Here is a 15,525-nt window from a genome sequence, read left to right on the forward strand (position 1 = left end):
GCCTCCTCAGAACACATGGACCAGGCGCAACAGGGCCTGGCTGCCATGGAAAGCATTGTCGGTGGCGACGTTGCGCGAGAGACCGAACATCAGGCTGTTGCGCCGGTCCAGCCAGTGGCCTAGCTCGAAGCCGAGTTGGGTGTAGCGCTGGTGGGTGTCGTCGAGGGTATGGCCCTGCAGCTTCAGTTCGCCGCCATCGGCGTGCACCAGCTTGAGGGCGCCGTAGGTGCTCTGGCTGAAGTCGTAGGAGGCGAAGGCCTGCAGGCGATAGAGCGGTTTCTGTTCCAGGTCGCTGCCGAAGTAGTCGTCGTTCTTCGCGTAGAACTGCGCTTCCAGGTTGGCTTCCAGCACCCAGTCGCGGCCGATGCCCTGGGTGTAGTTGTAGACGAAGGTGGCGCCCCAGCGGTTGGCGCCGGGCGAGACATCGGGGTTCTTCGCGTGGTACTCGCCCAGCGGCAGGGTGATCAGGGTCAGCAGGCCGCTGTAGCGGTGCCGTTCCGGGTCGTTGACGAAAAACAGGGTGCCGCCGACCTGGGGATCGCCGAAACCGGTCTCGCCGGTATGCCCGACGCTGCTGGGCAGGCGCGCATCGATGTCGACGAAGGGAATGATGAACTGCGGCGTGCAGAGAGTGCCGCAGATGTCGCTGAAGAACACCTGGCGGTAGGCCACCGCGTTGGTCTTGAGTTCGGCCTTGCCGTTGCGATCGGCCGGTCCGTGGAACTCATGGGCGCGGGTCGCCGGCAGGTAGAGTACGCCGAGCGTGGTGCCCGCCGGGGCGCCGAAGAAGTCGCGGGCGTTGAGGTCGGCGGCGCCGGCCTCGGCGCCCAGCAGGAGCTGGGTGCCGAGCAGCGCGAGGGCGCTGGCGGTCGGTGCGGCCATCGAGGCGGTGCGGTGGGTCATGTGTCGGTCTCCCCGGTCGTTGTGTGCCCGGCGTTCGTCGCGCCGGTGGTGGTTGCGCCTTTTCGCAGGCGAAAGGGCGCCCATGCCGCCCATGGCGGGGCGGTCGAAGCGGTGATGGCAGGGGTGGAGGGCTGTCAGCCAGGCGGGAACTGGTGCAGCAGGTGGGCGATGCTCGCCTTGTCGTTGACGCCGAGCTTGGAATAGATGGTGCGTATGTGATGGCGCACGGTGTTCGGCGCCAGGCCGAGGTCGCGGGCGATCTGCTTGTAGGTCTTGCCTTCGCTGAACAGCAGGGCGACGTCGCCTTCGCGATTGCTCAACTGTTCGATCGCGCTCGGTTGCCGCGCGGTGAGCAGGTAGAGGTCGCCGACCTGCCGCGAATCGATCACCAGGCGCGCATCGCGATAGCCCTGCGGGCTGGTTTCCTCCGGCAGCTGCGGGCCGGTCCAGCCCGGCCAGGCGCCGAGCAGCAGGTCGACGAAGCCGCGTTCGGCGCAATGCAGGACGCCGTAGCGGTCGCATACCGCCATGGCCAGTGCCTGGCGTTCGAGAGATTCGCGCAGGGCCACCAGGGTACGGATCTGGTTGGCCGAGACCGCCGCGGCCAGGTGCGCCGAGAGTTGCCCGAGGAGCAGCTTCTCCTGGTCCGCGAAGGGCGGGCCGCCAGGCGTGCGATAGAGGGCGACATGGTCGCTGAGGCGGGTGATCGGATCGACGTGGATCACGCAGAGCAGCTCACCGATGTCGTGACGCGCGCCAAGCCAGCGAAGCCCGGCGGTGGCCTGCATGTCGACGGCCACGGCGGTGCCCGGGCGGGCGTGTACCAGGCCGACGGTGATGTCGTCGTGGCTGATCGATTTCCAGTCCTCGACATAGTGCTCTTCGAGGTTGAACAGGTGTGCGCTGTGCTCCACCGGCACGCCGTCGATCAGCGCCGCGCGGCCCCACCAGGCACGCTGGAACGGCACCAGTTGCTGCAGACGTTCCAGCGCGGTGCGATGGAAACGCTCCAGGGTCTTGTCGCGCGCCAGCCGGTTGATGTCCAGCACGGCGGCGCCGAACGCCGCGAGCAAGGCTGCGGATGACGAATGCGGGTCAGTGCTCCCTTTCATTCTCTCCCCCGTCCCACTTTTATAGTTCTTGGAATCGGCGTCCCGCCGCCTGGGCGGTCGCTGGGTGACGTACGCAGTATCCGGCCATCCGCCGCCGCGCTGCCATCCTGCAAATGCGGGATAGGACAGGCGGAACGGGGCCTGGCGGGCGCCTTGCAAGATATTTGCCCATTCGCCGTTTTCGGCGATCAACTGCGTTGAGCGGAAGCGCGTGGCTGGGTATAATGTCGCGCTTCCATTTTTCCCGTCTGGGAGCGCCCGCCATGCTGCGAATCAGTCAAGAAGCCCTGACTTTCGACGACGTCCTTCTGATCCCCGGTTATTCCGAAGTCCTGCCCAAGGACGTGAGTTTGAAAACTCGCCTGACCCGCGGCATCGAACTGAACATCCCGCTGGTATCCGCCGCGATGGATACCGTGACCGAAGCCCGCCTGGCCATCGCCATGGCCCAGGAAGGCGGCATCGGCATCATCCACAAGAACATGGGCATCGAGCAGCAGGCCGCGGAAGTCCGCAAGGTCAAGAAGCACGAAACGGCCATCGTCCGCGACCCGGTCACCGTGACCCCCTCGACCAAGATCATCGAACTGCTGCAGATGGCCCGCGAGTACGGCTTCTCCGGTTTCCCGGTGGTGGAGCAGGGCGAGCTGGTCGGTATCGTCACCGGTCGCGACCTGCGGGTGAAGCCGAACGCCGGCGATACCGTCGCCGCGATCATGACCCCGAAGGACAAGCTGGTCACCGCCCGCGAAGGCACCCCGCTGGAAGAGATGAAGGCCAAGCTCTACGAGAACCGCATCGAGAAGATGCTGGTAGTCGACGAGAACTTCTACCTGCGTGGCCTGGTGACCTTCCGTGACATCGAGAAGGCCAAGACCTACCCGCTGGCGTCCAAGGACGAGCAGGGCCGCCTGCGCGTCGGTGCCGCCGTCGGCACCGGCGCCGATACCGGCGAGCGCGTCGCCGCGCTGGTCGCCGCCGGGGTCGACGTGGTGGTGGTGGACACCGCTCACGGCCACTCCAAGGGCGTGATCGAGCGCGTGCGCTGGGTCAAGCAGACCTTCCCGGACGTCCAGGTGATCGGCGGCAACATCGCCACCGCCGAGGCCGCCAAGGCCCTCGCCGAGGCTGGCGCCGACGCGGTCAAGGTCGGCATCGGCCCGGGCTCGATCTGCACCACCCGCATCGTCGCCGGTGTCGGCGTGCCGCAGATCTCCGCCATCGCCAACGTCGCCGCCGCCCTCGAGGGCACCGGCGTACCGCTGATCGCCGACGGCGGCATCCGCTTCTCCGGCGACCTGGCCAAGGCCATGGTCGCCGGCGCCTACTGCGTGATGATGGGCTCGATGTTCGCCGGTACCGAGGAAGCGCCGGGCGAGATCGAGCTGTTCCAGGGCCGTTCCTACAAGTCCTACCGCGGCATGGGTTCGCTGGGCGCCATGTCCGGCTCCCAGGGCTCGTCCGACCGCTACTTCCAGGACGCCTCCGCCGGCGCCGAGAAGCTGGTGCCGGAAGGCATCGAGGGTCGCGTGCCGTACAAGGGTGCCTTGTCCGCCATCGTCCACCAACTGATGGGCGGCCTGCGCGCCGCCATGGGCTACACCGGCAGCGCCGACATCCAGCAGATGCGCACGCAGCCGCAGTTCGTCCGGATCACCGGCGCGGGCATGGCCGAGTCCCATGTCCACGACGTCCAGATCACCAAGGAAGCCCCCAACTACCGGGTTGGTTGAGGCTGATTGAAATGAGTGCTGCACGGGGCTGTTCGATTCAGCCCCGTGTCGTTTTCGAATTCCGTAGCGAGAGATGGCCATGTCCCAAGACATTCACGCCCACCGTATCCTGATCCTCGATTTCGGCTCCCAGTACACCCAGCTGATCGCCCGCCGCGTGCGCGAGATCGGCGTGTATTGCGAAATCCATCCCTTCGACATGAGCAACGAGGCGATCATCGCCTTCGCGCCGCGCGGCATCATCCTCGCCGGCGGTCCCGAGTCGGTACACGAAGCCGACAGCCCGCGCGCGCCGCAGGCGGTGTTCGACCTGAAGGTGCCGCTGTTCGGCATCTGCTACGGCATGCAGACCATGGCCGAGCAGATGGGCGGCAAGGTGCAGGGCTCCGACCTGCGCGAGTTCGGCTACGCCCGCGTCGACGTGGTCGGCAAGGCGCGCCTGCTGGACGGCATCGAGGACCACGTGGACGACGACGGCGTGCTCGGCCTCGACGTGTGGATGAGCCACGGCGACAAGGTCACCGAGATGCCGGCCGGCTTCCACATCCTGGCCAGCACCCCGAGCTGCCCGATCGCCGCCATGGCCGACGATGCCCGCGCCTACTACGGCGTGCAATTCCACCCGGAAGTCACCCACACCAAGCAGGGCCTGCGCATTCTCTCGCGCTTCGTCCTCGACATCTGTGGTTGCGCCGCGCTGTGGACCCCCTCGAACATCGTCGACGACGCCATCGCCACCGTGCGCGCCCAGGTCGGTTCCTCCAAGGTCCTGCTCGGCCTCTCCGGCGGCGTGGACTCCTCGGTGGTCGCCGCGCTGCTGCACAAGGCCATCGGCGACCAACTGACCTGCGTGTTCGTCGACAACGGCCTGCTGCGCCTGCACGAAGGCGACCAGGTGATGGCCATGTTCGCCGAGAACATGGGCGTGAAGGTGATCCGCGCCAACGCCGAGGACAAGTTCCTCGGCCGCCTGGCCGGCGTCGCCGATCCGGAAGAGAAGCGCAAGATCATCGGCCGCACCTTCATCGAAGTCTTCGACGAAGAAGCCACCAAGCTGCAGGACGTGAAGTTCCTCGCCCAGGGCACCATCTACCCCGACGTGATCGAGTCGGCCGGCGCCAAGACCGGCAAGGCCCACGTGATCAAGTCGCACCACAACGTCGGCGGCCTGCCGGAGGACATGCAGTTCGAACTGGTCGAGCCGCTGCGCGAACTGTTCAAGGACGAAGTGCGCAAGATCGGCCTGGAGCTGGGCCTGCCCTACGACATGGTCTACCGCCACCCGTTCCCCGGCCCGGGCCTGGGCGTGCGCATCCTCGGCGAGGTGAAGAAGGAGTACGCCGACCTGCTGCGCCAGGCCGACCACATCTTCATCGAGGAACTGCGCGCCTTCGACTGGTACCACAAGACCAGCCAGGCGTTCGTGGTGTTCCAGCCGGTGAAATCGGTCGGCGTGGTCGGCGACGGCCGTCGCTACGCCTGGGTCGTCGCCCTGCGCGCGGTGGAGACCATCGACTTCATGACCGCACGCTGGGCTCACCTGCCCTATGAACTGCTGGAGAAGGTCTCGAACCGCATCATCAACGAGATCGCCGGTATCTCCCGGGTCACCTACGACGTGTCGAGCAAGCCGCCGGCGACTATCGAGTGGGAATGATCGGCTCGCGCCGATGAGAGGAAAGGGCAGCTTCGGCTGCCCTTTTCGTTTGCTCCGGATCAGCAAAGAGGCAGTTGCACGGAGCGATGGCTCGCCTTCGCGGCTGGGAAATGAGAAAATCTATCATTTCCCAGCCGCAGTACCCGCGAAGGTGAAGGCTCCATGACATTTACCCGTAGACAAGTGCTCGGCGGCCTCGCCGGGCTAGCGGTGGTCGGCCTCGGTGCCGGCGGCGCGCGCTTCTGGCTGGCGCGTCCGCAGGTGGCGCAGGAGTACGACTACGAACTGATCGCCGCGCCGCTGGACCTGGAGATCGTCCCGGGCTTCAGCAGTCCGGCGCTGGCCTATGGCGGCCAGTGCCCCGGCGTGGAGTTGCGGGCGAAGCAGGGCGAGTGGCTGCGGGTGCGCTTCACCAACAGGCTGGACGAACCGACCACCATCCACTGGCACGGCATCCGCCTGCCGATCGAGATGGACGGCGTGCCGTACATTTCCCAGCCGCCGGTGCAGCCGGGCGAGAGCTTCATCTACCAGTTCAAGACCCAGGACGCCGGCAGCTACTGGTACCACCCGCACCTGATGAGCAGCGAGCAGCTCGGCCGCGGACTGGTCGGCCCGCTGATCATCGAGGAGCGCGAACCCACCGGGTTCCGCCACGAGAAGGTTCTCTGCCTGAAGACCTGGCACGTGGACGAGCAGGGCGCCTTCACCCCCTTCAGCGTGCCGCGCCAGGCCGCGCGAGAAGGCACCCGCGGGCGCTATTCGACGATCAACGGCAAGCATGTGCCGACCATCGACCTGCCGGCCGGGCAGATCGTCCGGGTGCGCCTGCTGAACGTCGACAACACCGTCACCTACCGTCTCAACCTGCCCAACGGCGAGGCGAGGATCTATGCCATCGATGGCCATCCGGTGGAACCGCGCGGATTCGAGGGGCAGTACTGGATCGGCCCCGGGATGCGCCTGGAGCTGGCGCTGAAGGTGCCGGAAGCGGGCACCGAGCTGTCCCTGCGCGACGGGCCGGTACGCCTGGCGACGATCCGCAGCGTGGCCAGCGCCGAGGCACCTGCCGGCGACTGGCCGAAGCCGTTGCCGGCGAATCCGGTGAGCGAACCGGACCTGGCCAATGCCGAGAAGATCGGTTTCCGTTTCGAGTGGGTCGGGGCGATGTCCGATACCAGCGGCAAGAATCCCTATCCGTCGTTCTGGCAGATCAACGGCAAGGCCTGGGAAGGCGGCGAGGAGCACAAGCACAACGCGCCGCCGCTGGCCAAGCTCAAGGAAGGCCAGAGCTACATCTTCGAGCTGCGCAACATGGCGCAGTACCAGCACCCGATCCACCTGCATGGGATGGCCTTCAAGGTGCTGGATTCGGATCGCCGGGAGATCATCCCGTACTTCACCGACACCTACCTGCTGGGCAAGAACGAGACCGCCCGCGTCGCGCTGGTGGCGGACAATCCGGGCCTGTGGATGTTCCACTGCCATGTCATCGACCATATGGAGACCGGCCTGATGGGGACCATCGCGGTCGGCGAGGCCTGGTGCGGGTGACTAAGCTGATCAGCAACGGCAAGGGCTACCCGACGGTAAAAGGTGTGCGTCCGATCATCGATCGCAGCCGGGACCCGCATTTCATGCGCGAGGCCCTGGCAGAGGCGGAAAAGGCCGCGGCCCTCGGCGAAGTGCCGGTGGGCGCGGTCCTGGTGCGCGAGGGCGAGATCATCGGGCGGGGCTTCAACCGGCCGATCAGCAGCCACGATCCCAGTGCCCACGCCGAAATGCTGGCGATCCGCATGGCAGCGGCGGAGGCGGGCAACTACCGACTGCCAGGCAGCACCCTGTATGTGACCCTGGAACCCTGCAGCATGTGTTCCGGACTGCTGGTGCACGCACGCATCCAGCGCCTGGTGTACGGCACGGTCGAGCCCAAGTCGGGCGCAGTGGAAAGCCGTGGGCGATTCTTCGAGCAGGAGCATCTCAACCATAGGGTCATGGTCGAGGGCGGCGTGCTGGCGGAAGAATGCAGCCAGGCGCTCTCGGCGTTCTTCCGCGCGCGGCGCGAAGCGGCGAAGAAGCCTCGCGAAGACTGACGAATGTTTCTCTTTTCGAACGCTCCGGCTGAAACGTTAAAGCACGCCCTGGCGCCTTCTTCTCCTTCAAAAGCCATCTGCATCAATTATTTATCCGGATATTTCGGACGATCGGCATAGGCGTAAAGTCGTAGTCGCCGCGCGCTTCCTTCGTCGAATTGTGTGATATTTTGCACGGCCGCTTGAGCAAGCGGCCCGCAGGCAATGGCTTCAGGTGAGAGCGAGCCCGCCTGCGGATACCCCCGCCGGACCGCGCAGCCGAAAAGCGCGGCCGGTCCGGAGGCGTCCGCGATTCCCGGCCCTGCATTGTCCTCGAAGAAGGCCATCGGTACGGCGGTCCTGGCCGCCTCCCGCACAATGCCAATTCGAAATGCAGGGAGTTGTTGTCATGAGTGATACCCGGGTCCAGCAGTATCAGGATCACGCCGGGGCGGAAGCCGTCGATTCCTCGGGACTGGAGGTCAAGCGCCTGACGTTCCTCGAGGCGGTGGCGATGATCGTCGGAACCAACATCGGCGCAGGCGTGCTGTCCATGGCCTACGCCAGCCGCAAGGCCGGCTTCATGCCATTGCTGCTCTGGCTGGCGGTGGCCGGCCTGTTCACCACCATTTCCATGCTCTACGTCTCGGAAACCGCCCTGCGCACGCGCACCCACAACCAGTTGAGCGGCCTTGCCCAGCGCTATGTCGGCTCCTTCGGCGCCTGGGCGATTTTCCTGTCCGTGGCGGTCAACAGCATCGGCGCACTGATCGCCTATATGAGCGGCAGCGGCAAGATCCTCAGCGCCTTCTTCGGCATCAGCCCGGCCCTGGGCAGCGTGCTGTTCTTCATTCCGGCCGCCGGCGTGCTGTACCTGGGACTGAGCGCCATCGGCAAGGGCGAGAAGTTCATCAGCATCGGCATGGTCAGCATGATCCTGATCCTGGTGGCGGCCACCCTGCTCAACGACAATACCGAGTTCGCTCGCCTGCTCGAAGGCGACTGGATCTACATGGTCCCGGTATTCAACATCGCGGTGTTCTGCTTCTCCGCCCAGTACATCGTCCCGGAGATGGCCCGTGGTTTCAGCCACGCCCCGGAGCGCCTGCCGAAGGCGGTGATCACCGGGATGCTGACCACCTTCGTCCTGCTCAGCATCGTGCCGCTCTCGGTGATCGCCCTGACCGGCCTGGAGAACCAGTCCGAAGTCGCCACCCTGGCCTGGGGCAAGGCGCTCGGCGAATGGGCCTTCTTCACCGCCAACACCTTCGCCCTGTGCGCCATGCTGACGTCCTACTGGGGCCTGGGCGGTAGCTTCCTGACCAACATCTTCGACAAGTTCCACAAGCTCGGTCCGGAGAACCGGCCGAAGACCCGCCTGCTGGTGCTGGCGATCGTCGCACTGCCGCCGTTCGTCCTGGCCTACAGCGGGCTGGTCGGCTTCGTCAACGCGCTGTACTTCGCCGGGGCCTTCAGCGGGGTGATTCTCTCGATCATGCCGATCCTGATGCTGCGCTCGGCGCGCAGGAACGGCGACTTCGAGCCGGCCTGGAAATGCGGCTGGATCGCCCATCCGGCGATCCAGGCGGTGATCGTGACGATCTACCTGGCCAGCGCCGCCTACGCCATTTGCAGCGCCATGAACCTGCTGCCGGCCGGCTGGTAGGTCATCGCTGCCGGAAGAGGCCGCCATTAGGCGGCCTTTTTCATGGGATTTATTTTATCCGGATAATATTGTCGCTCTATTTATATCCGGGTATTATTCGGGCGTTCCATCCATGGGAGCCTGTCATGGCCAATGATCCATACATCCAGTCCTTCACCTGCTTCGACGGCACGCGCCGGCTGCTGACGGCGGCGCTGCCGGAGGTTGCGCTGGCCTTGAAGCAAGCGGTCGCCGGCGGTGCTGCCGGGCCGCTGCTGGTGTTCGACAATGCCACTGGGCGCTCCGTCGATCTCGATATCCGCGGTTCCAGCGAGGACCTGCTGGCGCGCCTGGTCGGCGCAGGCGAGCGGCAACCGGCGGAGGAGGCCGCGCCGCGCGGGCGCGGGCGGCCGAAGCTGGGCGTGGTGGCGCGCGAGGTGACCTTGCTGCCGCGCCACTGGGAATGGCTCGCCGCGCAGCCCGGGGGCGCCTCGGTGGCGCTGCGCAAGCTGGTCGAGGAGGCGCGCCGCAGCCAGTCCGGGCGTGCGCGGCAGGCGCAGGAGCGCGCCTACCATTTCATGAATGCGATGGCCGGCGACCTGCCGGGCTTCGAGGAGGCGACGCGGGCGCTGTTCGCCGGGGATCGCGAGGGCTTCGCCGAGCGGATCGCCGGCTGGCCGACCGATGTGCGCGAGCACGCCGCCTGGCTGGCAAGCGACGGAGAATCCTGAGGGGAGGGGGCGGCTAGAGTTTCTCGTCGCCGCTGTCTTCTTCCGGGCGCGTCTTGTTCACGCCGGGCAGGTGCAACCCGCTCTCGGCGATCTGGCTGCCTTCCATCTGCGGCTGGGTCACCCAGGTGAGGATGTCGTAGTAGCGCCGCACGTTCTGTACGAAGTGCACGGTCTCGCCGCCGCGCGCATAGCCGTAGCGGGTCTTGGCGTACCACTGCTTCTGCGCCAGGCGCGGCAGCATCTTCTTCACGTCCAGCCACTTGTTCGGGTTGAGGCCTTCCTTCTCGGCCATCTTGCGCGCGTCTTCCAGGTGCGCGCCGCCGATGTTGTAGGCGGCCAGGGCGAACCAGCTGCGGTCCGGTTCCTTGATGCTCTCGGGCAGTTCGCTGCGGATCTGCACGAAATACTTGCTGCCGCCCTGGATGCTCTGCTTCGGGTCGAGCCGGTTGGACACCCCCATCGCCTGGGCGGTCCGGTTGGTCAGCATCATCAGGCCGCGCACGCCGGTCTTGGAGGTGGCGCCGGGCTGCCACAGCGATTCCTGGTAGCCGATGGCGGCGAGCAGGCGCCAGTCGGTATCCAGCTGCTTGCCGCTCTGCTTGAAGTGGCTTTCGTAGCGCGGCAGGCGTTGCTGCAGGTGCTGGGCGAAGGTGTAGGCGCCGACGTAGCCGAGTACGTCGACATGCCCGTAGTAACGGTCCTTCAGGCGTTGCAGCAGGCCTTCCTTCTTGGCCTGGTCGAGGAACGCGTTGACCTCGTTCATCAGGCTGTCGTCGTCGCCCCCCGGCAAGGCCCAGGCCAGCCCGCGGGCTTCGCCGAAATCGAAGGCGACGCGGACGTTGGGGAAGTACACCTGGTTCATCGCCAGTTCGTTGGAGTCGACCAGGGTCAGGTCGATGTCGCCGACGTCGACCATGCGCAACAGGTCGACCACTTCGACAGCATCGGATTCTTCGTACTTCAGTTCGGGATACTGCTTCTTCAGCTCGGCGAGCTGCTCCGCGTGGCTGCTGCCCTTGAGCACCATGATGCGCTTGCCGACCAGGTCTTCCGGGCGGGTCGGGCGCTGCTGGCCGTTGCGGTAGATTATCTGCGGGGTGACGTCGAGGTAGGTGTGCGAGTAGCGCACGCTGGCGTCGTCTTCGCGTCCCGGGGTCAGGCCGGCCGCGGCGAGCGCCGGGCCGCCCTCGCGGGAAAGCTGGGCATAGAGGTCGTCGATGTTGTCGGCGGTCTCGATCTTCAGCTCGACGCCGAGACGCTCGGCGAAGCGCTTGGCCAGTTCGTATTCGAAGCCGGTTTCGCCGTTGCGGTCCTGGAAGTAGGTGGCCGGGCTGTTGCGGGTGATCACGCGCAGTACGCCCTCCTTCTGCACGCGCTCCAGGGCGGTAGGGGCTTTCGCCTCGCTACAGCCCGCAAGCAGCAGAAAGATGCCGGTCGCCAACAGCCAGGCGGCGCAACGTAAGCGGTACGCGGTCAGGGCAAACATCGGCGCAGTATACGCAAAGGCGAGACGGCGCCATATCTCGACAGCCGGGACCTTCTCTGCTAGCGCCGGGATACCGTTCGTCCGCCGTTTCGCTTGCCCCGTCGCAGAGCGCTGCGGCGCCGTTCTCGAAGTGCTTCGAAGCGGGCCGCCGCGGATCCGATGGAGGGCTATGCGATAGCCATCGGCGCGGGTGCCGCCGGACGGTGCTTTACGGTAGAATGCACGGCCTCTGCGGGCCGGCCCGGCCGGCCCCCACACCTTCCCGTCTCCAGAGGCTGTTCCGACAATGCTGATCCTGCGCGGCGCTCCCGCCCTTTCCGCTTTCCGCCACGGCAAACTGCTCGAGCAACTGACCCAGCACGTACCTGCCGTTACCGGGCTGTACGCTGAGTTCGCGCATTTCGCCGACGTCACCGGCGCGCTCACCGCCGACGAGGAGCAGGTGCTGGCGCGGCTGCTGAAATACGGCCCGAGCGTGCCGGTGCAGGAGCCCAGCGGCCGGCTGTTCCTGGTGGTGCCGCGCTTCGGCACCATCTCGCCGTGGTCGAGCAAGGCCTCCGACATCGCCCGCAACTGCGGCCTGGCGAAGATCGACCGGCTGGAGCGCGGCATTGCCTACTATGTGCAGGGCGAACTGTCCGAGAGCGACGCCCAGCAGGTCGCCGCCCGCCTGCATGACCGCATGACCCAACTGGTGCTGGACCGCCTGGAAGGCGCCGCCGAGCTGTTCAGCCATGCGCAGCCCCGCCCGCTCACCGCCGTCGACGTGCTTGGCGGCGGTCGCGCCGCGCTGGAGAAGGCCAACGTCGAGCTGGGCCTGGCCCTGGCCGAGGACGAGATCGACTACCTGCTGAAGAGCTTCGGCGAACTGGGGCGCAACCCGCACGACGTCGAGCTGATGATGTTCGCCCAGGCCAACTCCGAGCATTGCCGGCACAAGATCTTCAATGCCAGTTGGGACATCGACGGGCAGGCCCAGGACAAGAGCCTGTTCGGCATGATCAAGAACACCTACGAGATGAACCGCGAAGGCGTGCTGTCCGCATACAAGGACAACGCCGCGGTCATCGTCGGCCATGTCGCCGGGCGTTTCTTCCCCGATCCGCAGACCCGCGAATACGCCGCCAGCCGCGAGCCGGTGCAGATCCTGATGAAGGTGGAGACCCACAACCACCCGACCGCCATCGCGCCGTTCCCCGGTGCCTCCACCGGTTCCGGCGGCGAGATCCGCGACGAGGGCGCCACCGGCCGCGGCGCCAAGCCGAAGGCCGGCCTGACCGGCTTCACCGTGTCCAACCTGCAGATCCCCGGTTTCGAGCAGCCCTGGGAAGTGCCCTACGGCAAGCCCGAGCGCATCGTCACCGCTCTGGACATCATGGTCGAGGGCCCGCTGGGCGGCGCCGCGTTCAACAACGAGTTCGGCCGTCCGGCGCTGACCGGCTACTTCCGTACCTTCGAGCAGAAGATCGCTACCCCTCACGGCGAGGAAGTGCGCGGCTACCACAAGCCGATCATGCTCGCCGGCGGCATGGGCAACATTCGCGACGAACACGTGCAGAAGGGCGAGATCAGCGTCGGCGCCAAGCTCATCGTCCTTGGCGGCCCGGCCATGCTGATCGGCCTGGGCGGCGGCGCCGCCTCTTCGATGGCCACCGGCACCAGCTCCGCCGACCTCGACTTCGCCTCGGTGCAGCGCGACAACCCGGAAATGGAGCGGCGTTGCCAGGAAGTGATCGACCGCTGCTGGCAGCTCGGCGAGCGCAACCCGATCAGCTTCATCCATGACGTCGGTGCCGGCGGCCTGTCCAACGCCCTGCCGGAACTGATCAACGACGGCGGCCGCGGCGGTCGCTTCGAGCTGCGCGCGGTGCCCAACGACGAGCCGGGCATGAGCCCGCTGGAAATCTGGTGCAACGAGTCGCAGGAGCGCTACGTGCTGTCGGTGGACGCCGCCGACTTCGAGACCTTCAAGGCCATCTGCGAGCGCGAGCGCTGCCCGTTCGCGGTGGTCGGCGAGGCCATCGAGCAGCGCCAGCTGACCGTCGCCGACAGCCATTTCGACAACAAGCCGGTGGACATGCCGCTGGAAGTCCTGCTCGGCAAGGCGCCGCGCATGCACCGCGCGGTCACCCGCGAGGCCGAGCTGGGTGACGATTTCGACGCCGCCGGGCTGGAGCTGCAGGAAAGCGTCGAGCGCGTCCTGCGCCATCCCGCCGTGGCCAGCAAGAGCTTCCTGATCACCATCGGCGACCGCACCATCACCGGGCTGGTGGCCCGCGACCAGATGGTCGGGCCCTGGCAGGTGCCGGTGGCCGACTGCGCCGTCACCGCCACCAGCTTCGACGTCTACACCGGCGAGGCCATGGCGATGGGCGAGCGCACCCCGCTGGCGCTGCTGGACGCCCCGGCTTCCGGACGCATGGCCATCGGCGAGACGGTCACCAACCTGGCTGCCGCGCGTATCGGCAAGCTGTCCGACATCAAGCTTTCCGCCAACTGGATGGCCGCCGCCGGCCACCCCGGCGAGGACGCGCGCCTGTATGACACGGTCAAGGCCGTGGGCATGGAACTGTGTCCGGAACTGGGCATCACCATCCCGGTGGGCAAGGACTCGATGTCCATGAAGACCCGCTGGCAGGACAATGGCGAGGACAAGAGCGTCACTTCTCCGGTCTCGCTGATCGTCACCGGCTTCGCTCCGGTCGCCGACGTGCGCCAGAGCCTGACCCCGCAACTGCGCCTGGACAAGGGCGAGACCGACCTGATCCTGATCGATCTCGGCCGCGGCAAGAACCGTCTCGGCGGCTCGATCCTGGCCCAGGTCCACGGCAAGCTCGGCCGCGCCGTGCCGGACGTCGACGACGCCGAGGACCTGAAAGCCTTCTTCGCGGTGATCCAGGGGCTCAATGCCGACGGCCATATCCTCGCCTACCACGACCGTTCCGACGGCGGCCTGATCACCAGCGTGCTGGAGATGGCCTTCGCCGGTCACTGCGGCGTCGAGCTGAACCTCGATGCCCTGGCCGATAGCCGCGAAGAGTTGGCGGCCGTGTTGTTCAGCGAGGAACTGGGCGCGGTGATCCAAGTTCGCGAGGGCGCCACTCCGGAAGTCCTCGCGCAGTTCAGCGCCGCCGGTCTCGACGACTGCGTGGCGGTGATCGGCCAGCCGGTCAATGGCTACGAGATCAACCTGAACTACAACGGCGAGACCGTCTACAGCGCCCAGCGCCGCATCCTGCAACGCATCTGGAGCGAGACCAGCTACCAGATCCAGCGTCTGCGCGACAACGCCGACTGCGCCGAGCAGGAGTTCGACGCGCTGCTGGACGAAGACAACCCCGGGCTGTCGATCAAGCTCAGCTACGACGTCAACGACGACATCGCCGCGCCCTACATCAAGAAGGGCGTGCGGCCGAAAGTGGCGATCCTCCGCGAGCAGGGCGTCAACGGCCAGGTGGAGATGGCCGCGGCGTTCGACCGCGCCGGCTTCGCCGCGATCGACGTGCACATGAGCGACATCCTCGCCGGGCGGGTCGACCTGGACGCCTTCAAGGGCCTGGTGGCCTGCGGTGGCTTCTCCTACGGCGACGTGCTCGGCGCCGGCGAGGGCTGGGCCAAGTCGATCCTCTTCAACGCCCGCGCCCGCGACGGCTTCCAGGCCTTCTTCGCGCGCAAGGACAGCTTCGCCCTCGGCGTCTGCAACGGCTGCCAGATGATGTCCAACCTGCACGAGCTGATTCCCGGCACCGAGTTCTGGCCGCACTTCGTGCGCAACCGTTCCGAGCAGTTCGAGGCGCGGGTGGCGATGGTCCAGGTGCAGGAGTCGTCGTCGATCTTCCTGCAGGGCATGGCCGGTTCGCGCCTGCCGATCGCCATCGCCCATGGCGAAGGCCATGCGGAGTTCGAGTCGGAGGAAGCGTTGCTCGAGGCCGACCTTTCCGGCTGCGTGTCGCTGCGTTTCGTCGACAACCACGGCAAGGTCACCGAAGCCTACCCGGCCAACCCCAACGGGTCGCCGCGCGGCATCACCGGGCTGAGCAGCCGCGACGGCCGGGTCACCATCATGATGCCGCACCCCGAGCGGGTGTTCCGCGCCGTGCAGAATTCCTGGCGCCCGGACGACTGGCAGGAAGACGGCGGCTGGCTGCGCATGTTCCGCAACGCCCGGGTCTGGGTGGACTGATCC

11 protein-coding genes are annotated in these 15,525 nt (G+C 66.6%); 7 read left to right on the forward strand and 4 right to left on the reverse strand.

Annotated features, from left to right (window positions below; translation table 11 throughout):
- Positions 1-6: 6 nt before the first annotated feature.
- Complete coding sequence (locus LT948_RS04940) at positions 7-903, reverse strand: transporter (protein WP_073656940.1); 897 nt, start codon at positions 901-903, stop codon at positions 7-9.
- A 134-nt stretch (positions 904-1,037) separates the two neighbouring features.
- Positions 1,038-2,015, reverse strand: coding sequence for a helix-turn-helix transcriptional regulator (locus LT948_RS04945; protein ID WP_003119304.1), 978 nt, complete (start codon positions 2,013-2,015; stop codon positions 1,038-1,040).
- Between the two features lie 263 nt (positions 2,016-2,278).
- Between LT948_RS04945 and guaB the strand changes: the two genes are divergently transcribed.
- From guaB to tadA, 4 genes are all read left to right on the forward strand, one after another.
- Positions 2,279-3,748: an IMP dehydrogenase gene (gene guaB / locus LT948_RS04950; protein WP_003092702.1), complete on the forward strand. Its 1,470-nt coding sequence runs from the start codon at positions 2,279-2,281 to the stop codon at positions 3,746-3,748.
- Positions 3,749-3,827: 79 nt separating this feature from the next.
- Complete coding sequence (guaA, locus tag LT948_RS04955) at positions 3,828-5,405, forward strand: glutamine-hydrolyzing GMP synthase (RefSeq protein ID WP_003105901.1); 1,578 nt, start codon at positions 3,828-3,830, stop codon at positions 5,403-5,405.
- A 162-nt stretch (positions 5,406-5,567) separates the two neighbouring features.
- Positions 5,568-6,959: a multicopper oxidase family protein gene (locus LT948_RS04960; protein WP_003092698.1), complete on the forward strand. Its 1,392-nt coding sequence runs from the start codon at positions 5,568-5,570 to the stop codon at positions 6,957-6,959.
- Positions 6,950-7,498, forward strand: a complete 549-nt coding sequence (gene tadA / locus LT948_RS04965) for a tRNA adenosine(34) deaminase TadA (RefSeq protein WP_003092697.1) — start codon at positions 6,950-6,952, stop codon at positions 7,496-7,498. The genes LT948_RS04960 and tadA overlap by 10 nt, the downstream gene beginning before the upstream one ends.
- Positions 7,499-7,584: 86 nt before the next feature.
- Here tadA and LT948_RS04970 read toward each other — a convergent pair whose 3' ends face one another.
- The gene (locus LT948_RS04970) at positions 7,585-7,824 is read right to left on the reverse strand and encodes a hypothetical protein (protein WP_152959661.1); all 240 of its coding nucleotides are present in this window, start codon (positions 7,822-7,824) and stop codon (positions 7,585-7,587) included.
- A 62-nt stretch (positions 7,825-7,886) separates the two neighbouring features.
- On the opposite strand from LT948_RS04970, the gene LT948_RS04975 reads away from it, so the two are divergent.
- Positions 7,887-9,143, forward strand: a complete 1,257-nt coding sequence (locus LT948_RS04975; RefSeq protein WP_003092694.1) for an aromatic amino acid transport family protein — start codon at positions 7,887-7,889, stop codon at positions 9,141-9,143.
- Between the two features lie 125 nt (positions 9,144-9,268).
- Positions 9,269-9,853, forward strand: a complete 585-nt coding sequence (locus LT948_RS04980) for a DUF2239 family protein (RefSeq protein WP_003092691.1) — start codon at positions 9,269-9,271, stop codon at positions 9,851-9,853.
- Between the two features lie 13 nt (positions 9,854-9,866).
- On the opposite strand, the gene mltF is transcribed toward LT948_RS04980, so the two are convergent.
- Positions 9,867-11,339 carry a membrane-bound lytic murein transglycosylase MltF gene (gene mltF / locus LT948_RS04985; RefSeq protein ID WP_073656936.1) on the reverse strand — a complete coding sequence of 491 codons (1,473 nt, stop codon included), beginning with the start codon at positions 11,337-11,339 and terminating at the stop codon, positions 9,867-9,869.
- Between the two features lie 286 nt (positions 11,340-11,625).
- On the opposite strand from mltF, the gene purL reads away from it, so the two are divergent.
- The gene (gene purL, locus LT948_RS04990) at positions 11,626-15,522 is read left to right on the forward strand and encodes a phosphoribosylformylglycinamidine synthase (protein ID WP_028681251.1); all 3,897 of its coding nucleotides are present in this window, start codon (positions 11,626-11,628) and stop codon (positions 15,520-15,522) included.
- The last annotated feature ends 3 nt before the right edge of the window (positions 15,523-15,525 follow it).

The organism is Pseudomonas sp. CP-1 (genome assembly GCF_021213715.1).
Classification (GTDB): domain Bacteria; phylum Pseudomonadota; class Gammaproteobacteria; order Pseudomonadales; family Pseudomonadaceae; genus Pseudomonas; species Pseudomonas aeruginosa.

Bases quoted from the DNA above. Each gene is read 5' to 3' on its own strand.
- LT948_RS04940 (WP_073656940.1), bottom strand. From the start codon at position 903: ATGACCCACCGCACCGCCTCGATGGCCGCACCGACCGCCAGCGCCCTC.
- LT948_RS04945 (WP_003119304.1), bottom strand. From the start codon at position 2,015: ATGAAAGGGAGCACTGACCCGCATTCGTCATCCGCAGCCTTGCTCGCG.
- guaB (WP_003092702.1), top strand. From the start codon at position 2,279: ATGCTGCGAATCAGTCAAGAAGCCCTGACTTTCGACGACGTCCTTCTG.
- guaA (WP_003105901.1), top strand. From the start codon at position 3,828: ATGTCCCAAGACATTCACGCCCACCGTATCCTGATCCTCGATTTCGGC.
- LT948_RS04960 (WP_003092698.1), top strand. From the start codon at position 5,568: ATGACATTTACCCGTAGACAAGTGCTCGGCGGCCTCGCCGGGCTAGCG.
- LT948_RS04970 (WP_152959661.1), bottom strand. From the start codon at position 7,824: ATGGCCTTCTTCGAGGACAATGCAGGGCCGGGAATCGCGGACGCCTCC.
- LT948_RS04975 (WP_003092694.1), top strand. From the start codon at position 7,887: ATGAGTGATACCCGGGTCCAGCAGTATCAGGATCACGCCGGGGCGGAA.
- LT948_RS04980 (WP_003092691.1), top strand. From the start codon at position 9,269: ATGGCCAATGATCCATACATCCAGTCCTTCACCTGCTTCGACGGCACG.
- mltF (WP_073656936.1), bottom strand. From the start codon at position 11,339: ATGTTTGCCCTGACCGCGTACCGCTTACGTTGCGCCGCCTGGCTGTTG.
- purL (WP_028681251.1), top strand. From the start codon at position 11,626: ATGCTGATCCTGCGCGGCGCTCCCGCCCTTTCCGCTTTCCGCCACGGC.